Here is a 6,089-nt window from a genome sequence, read left to right on the forward strand (position 1 = left end):
GCGTTGGCCACCCGGCGGATCGCGTGCACCGCCTCGCCCCGGATGTAGATGGCGCAGAACGGCGCGCGGATGGCGTAGCAGGTGATGATGCAGCCCTCGACCAGCGAGTGCGGGTCGGCCATCATCAGCGGGATGTCCTTGCAGGTCCCCGGTTCGCCCTCGTCGGCGTTGATCACCAGGTAGTGCGGCTTGGTGCCGCCCTTGGGCAGGAACGACCACTTGAGCCCGGTCGGGAAGCCGGCGCCACCCCGGCCGCGCAGGCCGGAGTTCTTCACCAGCTCGATCAGCCGGTCCGGCTCGACGGTCAGTGCGGTGCGGACCGCCTGGTAGCCGTCGAGCTGACGGTAGGTGCCGATGTCCCACGACCGCGGGGACGCCCACCGGCGGGTGAGCACCGGCGTCAGCGGCGCGGTTTCCTCTGGTGTCTGGTTCACCGGGACCTCACTTCTTCTCCGGCAGCGGCGGGAACACGACGGTCTCGGGCATCACGGGCGCCCGCTGCCCGGTCTGCTCGGCCAGCACCGCACCGCGCAGGGTGGGCGCGGACGCGGTCGGCGCCTCCACCCGATCCGCCAGATCCGGGAAGATACCGGCGATCTCGAGCTCGGTGGACCGGAAGTCGGTCAGCGGGGCGCCCCGGGTGGGATGCGGCTTGCGCCCCTGCTGCAGCTCGTTCACCAGATCCAGCGCGCTGTCCGGGGTCTGGTTGTCGTAGTACTCGTAGTTGACGGTCAGCACCGGCGCGAAGTCGCAGGCGGCCAGGCATTCGGCGTGCTCCAGGGTGATCGACCCGGGCGTGCCGGGCTCGCCGGCGGTCTGCTCGTGGCCGATGCCGCCCAGCCGGCGGGACAGGGTGGCGTAGATGGCGTCCCCGCCCAGGGCCGCGCACAGCGCGTTCGTGCAAACCGACACCAGGTGCTCACCGCACGGGGTGCGCTTGTACATGGTGTAGAACGTGGCGACCGCCGAGACCTCGGCCTCGGTCAGCGCCAGCTGCGCCGCGCAGAACTCGATGCCCTGCTGGGACACGCAGCCTTCCACCGACTGCACCAGGTGCAGCAGCGGCAGCAGCGCCGACCGGGACACCGGGTAGCGGGCGATCAGTTCGGCCGCCCGCTGGTGGGTCAGCTCGTCGAAGACGACTCCGGTGTCCAGGAACACCGGCACGCCGATCCTGCGGTTGGTCTCGCTCATCGAAGCACGTCCTCCGCGCGGATGAAGTCGTCGACGTCCGTCACACCAGTCCCATTTCGCGTCAGTTGATCCGCGCCGGCGTTGTTGATCCGCGCGGGCCGGGTGGGGGCGGGTCGGGGGGTCACCGGTCGACCCCGCCCATGACGGGATCGATGGAGGCGACGGCCGCGACGACGTCGGCGATCATCGACCCCTCGGACATCGCCGGCATCGCCTGCAGGTTGACGAACCCGGGGTCGCGCAGGTGGACCCGCCACGGCCGGGTGCCGCCGCTGGACACCACGTGGCAGCCCAACTCGCCGCGCGGGTTCTCGATGCCGACGTAGGCCTGCCCGGCCGGCACGTGAAAGCCCTCGGTGACCAGCTTGAAGTGGTGGATCAGCGACTCCATCGACTGGCCCATGATCTTGCGGATGTACTCCAGGGAGTTGCCCATGCCGTCCGAGCCGATCGACAGCTGTGCCGGCCAGCCGATCTTCGGGTCGCCGACCATGACCGGGCCGGGCTCGCGCAGCCGCTCGTTGCACTGCTTCATGATCTTGAGCGACTGGTGGATCTCCGCCAGCCGCAGCAGGAATCGGGCGTAGCAGTCGGCCTCGGTCAGCACCGGGACCTCGAAGTCGTAGGTCTCGTACCCCGAGTAGGGCATCGTCTTGCGCAGGTCCCAGGCCAGGCCGGCCGACCGCAGGATCGGGCCGGTGATGCCCAGCTGCATGCAGCCCTCGAGCGGCAGGATGCCGACGCCGACCGTCCGCGCCTTCCAGATCGGCTGGCCGGTGAGCAGCTTGTCGTACTCCGGCAGCCGCTGGTCCATGATCTTGATGAACGCGTCGATCCGCTCCCGGGCGTTCTCCGGCAGGTCCTGCGCGACGCCGCCGGGCCGGATGAACGCCATGTTCATCCGCAGGCCGGTGAGGAACTCCATCAGGTGCAGGCCCTCTTCGCGCTCCCGGAAGCCGGCCGTCATGCCGGTCAGCGCGCCCAGCTCCATGCCGCCGGTGGCCAGCGCCACCAGGTGCGAGGTGATGCGGGTCAGCTCCATCAGTAGCACCCGGATCACCTGGGCCCGCGGCGGCACCTCGATGCCCAGCAGCTTCTCCACCGACATGCAGTAGACGGCCTCGTTGAACGCCGGGGACAGGTAGTCGGCGCGGGTGACGAAGGTGACGCCCTGGGTCCAGGTCCGGTACTCGCAGGACTTCTCGATGCCGGTGTGCAGGTAGCCGATGACCGACCGGGCCTGCACCACGGTCTCGCCCTCGAGTTCGAGGATGAGCCGCAGCACGCCGTGGGTCGACGGGTGCTGCGGACCCATGTTGATGATGATGCGTTCGTCGTGCTCGAAGTCGGTCTCGGTGACCAGGTCGTCCCAGTCGCCGCCGGTGACCGTGAACATCCGGCCCTCGGTGGTGTCGGTGCCCCGGGCCTGCCGGATCCGGGTCGCGCTGTCCTGGTCGTCGGCCTCGAGGAAATCCTCGGCGAACCGGGTACCGGCGTCCTGCTGGTCGGTCATGAGTACGACCTCCGCTGATCCGGGGCGGCGATCTCGGCTCCCTTGTATTCGACCGGGATGCCGCCGAGCGGGTAGTCCTTGCGTTGCGGGTGGCCCAGCCAGTCGTCCGGCATCAGGATCCGGGTCAGGCCGGGGTGGCCGGAGAACTGGATGCCGAACATGTCCCAGATCTCGCGCTCGTGCCAGTCCGCGGTCGGGTAGACCGCGACGGCCGACGGGACGTGGGCGTCGTCGACGTCCACCGCGACCTCCAGCCGGATGCGCCGGCGGTAGGTCATCGAGGTGAGCTCGTAGACCACGTGCAGCCGCTTGGCCACGTCCTCGCCGTAGTCCACCCCGGAGATCGACGAGGCCAGCTCGAACCGCAACGACGGATCGTCCCGGACCGCCCACAGCATCACGGTGAGGAAGTCGCGGTGGATGTAAAAGGTGATCTCGCCGTTGGCCACCGTCGTCTGCAGCAGGGCCAGCGGCGGGATCGACCGCTCCTGCATGGCCGCCAGCAGCGCGTCGGCGACCTCATCGAAGTAGGAGCCATAAGGCCGTTCCGCCGGAGCGGGGCTGTACGGCTCGCTGACCAGCAGGCCGAAGCCGGAGGTGTCCCCGGAGCCGTGCGCGCCGAACATGCCGTGCCGCTCGGCCCCGGTGGCCGGCACCGGCGCGCTCGGGTGGTGCAGCGCCTGGGCGGCGGGGAGGGTCGACTCGCCGCCCTGCGCCGAGGCATCGGACGTGGTGCCCGACAGCTTCTCGGCCGGGGTGTCGACAGAGGTGCGATCCGGCTGGGCGGCCGGTCCGGTGCCCGCGGGAGTCGTCATTTCCGCCCCGCCTCCAGTGCCTGGACGTTGACCTCGGGGGTGCCGACCGGGGCCGGCAGCTTGCCGTAGCGGACCGACGAGGCGACCAGATCGGTGCGCCGACCTTCGGTCTCGGCCGCCCGGGCGGCGTTCAGCGGCTCGTCCATGATCTTGGCGTGCAGCTTGAGGATCGCGTCGATCAGCATCTCCGGCCGGGGCGGGCAGCCCGGCAGGTACATGTCGACCGGCACGACGTGGTCGACGCCCTGGACGATCGCGTAGTTGTTGAACATGCCGCCGGACGAGGCGCACACGCCCATCGACAGCACCCACTTCGGCTCGGCCATCTGGTCGTAGATCTGGCGCAGCACCGGAGCCATCTTCTGGCTCACCCGGCCGGCCACGATCATCAGGTCGGCCTGCCGGGGGGAGGCCCGGAACACCTCCATGCCGAACCGGCCCAGGTCGTACCGGGGGGCGCCGGTCGTCATCATTTCGATCGCGCAGCAGGCCAGCCCGAACGTCGCCGGGAACAACGACGCCTTGCGGGTCCAGTTGACCAGCTTCTCCACACTGGTCAGCAGAACCCCGTTGGGCAGCTTCTCTTCCAGGCCCATGTGTCCTGCTCCCTTCTCGAACGCGGCGGTGTTCGGATATCCGGGCGGTGGTGCGCGACCCGGGCGCGGCGGCCCGGGACGGCGGCGGCTCAGTCCCAGTCGAGGCCGCCGCGACGCCACGCATAGGTGTAGACGACGGCGACGGTGACGATGAACAGGATGATCTCGACCAGCCCGAGCACGCCGAGAGCGACGGCCGACTGGGCCCACGGGTAGAGGAAGACGATCTCGATGTCGAACACGATGAACAACATCGCGGTCAGATAGAACTTGATCGGGAACCGGCCGGCGGTGCCGGCCGGCAGCGGAGTCGGCTGGATCCCGCACTCGTACTGGTCGATCTTGGCCCGGTTGAACCGGCGCGGACCCAGCGCGTCGCTGACCACCGTCACCATCGTCACGGCGAAGCCGGCGACGACGACCAGCAGGATGACCACCGGCAGGTACGTGCTCGTCATCGATCGGTCCCTCCATCTGCGTCGACGGGGTGGCCGGCGGCGGGCCGGCCCGGGGCGGGCCGGACCCGGTCGGACCGGGTCGGTGCGGACCGGATCCGGTCACACACTGGGCGCCGCCTTGACCAGCGCCCGGGTCACCCGGTCCGCCCAGTCCCCGCCACGGCTGTCGTACAGCCCGGCGAGCACCTTGAGCACCAGGTACATCAGATCCTTGCGCGGCAGCCCGAGGCGGGTGGCCGTCTTCATCACCGCCGGCTTGCCGATCAGGCCGGAGAAGATGCCGCCGAGACGGTAGTACGAGCCCAGATGGTCCTTCATCGCGGTGGCGTACCCGTGCAGCGCCGCCTCCCGGCTGGGCCCGTCGGGCCGGCCGAGCGCCTGCAGCACCGAGTCCGCAGCCAGCGCGGCGGACTCCATCGCGTAGGCGATGCCCTCGCCGTTGAACGGGTTGCAGGAGCCGCCCGCGTCGCCCACCAGCAGCAGCCCGTTGGCGTAGTGCGGGGTGCGGTTGAAGCCCATCGGCAGACCGGCGCCCCCGATCGGGCCGATCGCGTTCTCCTCGCGCAGCCCCCACTCCTCCGGCGTGCCCTCCAGCCACCGGCGCAGCAGCGCCCGATAGTCGGTGCGGCCGAACGCCTTCGAGGAGTTGAGCATGCCCAGGCCGACGTTCACCGTGCCGTCGCCGAGACCGAAGATCCAGCCGTAGCCGGGCAGCAGCGTTGGCCTGGCCGCGTTGCTGCGGTCCCACAGCTCCAGGTGGGACTCCAGGTAGTCGTCGTGCGTCCTGGCCTCGCTGCGGTAGTACCGCCGGACCGCGACACCCAGCGGCCGGTCCTCCCGCTTGTTGATGCCCATGCCGACCGCGACCCGGGCGGACACCCCGTCACAGGCCAGGACGAGCGGCGCCCGGAACTCCGTCGGGCCGTCCGCGGTCCTGGCGGTGACCCCGAGGATCCGCCCGCTGCGCTCGTCGACGATCGGCTCCTTGACCGTGGTCGCCATCCGGAGCCGGGCCCCGGCCTTGACCGCGAGGGTGGCCAGCATGTCGTCGAAGTCGCGACGGGTGCGCACGAGGCCGAAATCCGGGAAGTCCTCGAGCACCGGCCACGGCAGCTCCAGGCTGGTGCCGCCGCCGATGACCCGCAGGCCCTTGTTCTTGATCCACTCCGGCCCGGAGACGTCGATCCCCAGGGCCAGGACCTGCTTGACCCCGCGGGGCGTCAGCCCGTCACCGCAGACCTTCTCCCGGGGGAACGTGGACTTCTCCAGCAGCAGGACGTCGACACCGGCTCGGGCGAGATGGGTGGCGAGCGTCGAACCCGCCGGGCCCGCGCCGACGACGATGACGTCGGCGACGGTGTCCGGATCCGAGACCGGACTGGACAGGGTCATCTCCGATCCTTCCCCGCATCGCTGCAGATCGGTCGAGGCCGGGACAGGCGGCGGCATTCCCGGCGACGAGTTTGTGAATTCGTTCACGAACTCATGGGCATCAGTGTAGGACCCATCACAC

6 protein-coding genes and 1 pseudogene are annotated in these 6,089 nt (G+C 70.1%); all 7 read right to left on the reverse strand.

Annotation, left to right across the window (positions count from 1 at the left end; translation table 11 throughout):
* Nucleotides 1-434 (reverse strand): annotated as a pseudogene (locus tag ACOJUF_RS14150) (NADH-quinone oxidoreductase subunit F); the annotation flags it as partial.
* Between the two features lie 7 nt (nt 435-441).
* Nucleotides 442-1,194, reverse strand: a complete 753-nt coding sequence (gene nuoE, locus ACOJUF_RS14155; protein WP_420122473.1) for an NADH-quinone oxidoreductase subunit NuoE — start codon at nt 1,192-1,194, stop codon at nt 442-444.
* Between the two features lie 121 nt (nt 1,195-1,315).
* Entirely contained in the window at nt 1,316-2,707 is a 1,392-nt protein-coding gene (locus tag ACOJUF_RS14160) for an NADH-quinone oxidoreductase subunit D (RefSeq protein ID WP_420122474.1), read from the reverse strand.
* Nucleotides 2,704-3,522, reverse strand: a complete 819-nt coding sequence (locus ACOJUF_RS14165) for an NADH-quinone oxidoreductase subunit C (protein ID WP_420122475.1) — start codon at nt 3,520-3,522, stop codon at nt 2,704-2,706. The genes ACOJUF_RS14160 and ACOJUF_RS14165 overlap by 4 nt, the downstream gene beginning before the upstream one ends.
* On the reverse strand, nt 3,519-4,118 hold the full coding sequence (locus ACOJUF_RS14170) for a NuoB/complex I 20 kDa subunit family protein (RefSeq protein ID WP_420122476.1): 600 nt from the start codon (nt 4,116-4,118) through the stop codon (nt 3,519-3,521). The genes ACOJUF_RS14165 and ACOJUF_RS14170 overlap by 4 nt, the downstream gene beginning before the upstream one ends.
* Nucleotides 4,119-4,207: 89 nt before the next feature.
* Nucleotides 4,208-4,576 (reverse strand): NADH-quinone oxidoreductase subunit A, encoded by a 369-nt coding sequence (locus tag ACOJUF_RS14175; protein WP_420122477.1) that lies wholly within the window; start codon nt 4,574-4,576, stop codon nt 4,208-4,210.
* Between the two features lie 99 nt (nt 4,577-4,675).
* Entirely contained in the window at nt 4,676-5,968 is a 1,293-nt protein-coding gene (locus tag ACOJUF_RS14180; protein ID WP_420122478.1) for a geranylgeranyl reductase family protein, read from the reverse strand.
* Nucleotides 5,969-6,089: the final 121 nt, after the last annotated feature.

Source organism: Nakamurella sp., from assembly GCF_048594475.1.
Lineage (GTDB): Bacteria > Actinomycetota > Actinomycetes > Mycobacteriales > Nakamurellaceae > Nakamurella.

What these genes read in the sequence shown, in the direction of transcription:
- ACOJUF_RS14170 (WP_420122476.1), bottom strand. Translation starts at nt 4,118, where the DNA reads ATGGGCCTGGAAGAGAAGCTGCCCAACGGGGTTCTGCTGACCAGTGTG.
- ACOJUF_RS14165 (WP_420122475.1), bottom strand. Translation starts at nt 3,522, where the DNA reads ATGACGACTCCCGCGGGCACCGGACCGGCCGCCCAGCCGGATCGCACC.
- nuoE (WP_420122473.1), bottom strand. Translation starts at nt 1,194, where the DNA reads ATGAGCGAGACCAACCGCAGGATCGGCGTGCCGGTGTTCCTGGACACC.
- ACOJUF_RS14180 (WP_420122478.1), bottom strand. Translation starts at nt 5,968, where the DNA reads ATGACCCTGTCCAGTCCGGTCTCGGATCCGGACACCGTCGCCGACGTC.
- ACOJUF_RS14160 (WP_420122474.1), bottom strand. Translation starts at nt 2,707, where the DNA reads ATGACCGACCAGCAGGACGCCGGTACCCGGTTCGCCGAGGATTTCCTC.
- ACOJUF_RS14175 (WP_420122477.1), bottom strand. Translation starts at nt 4,576, where the DNA reads ATGACGAGCACGTACCTGCCGGTGGTCATCCTGCTGGTCGTCGTCGCC.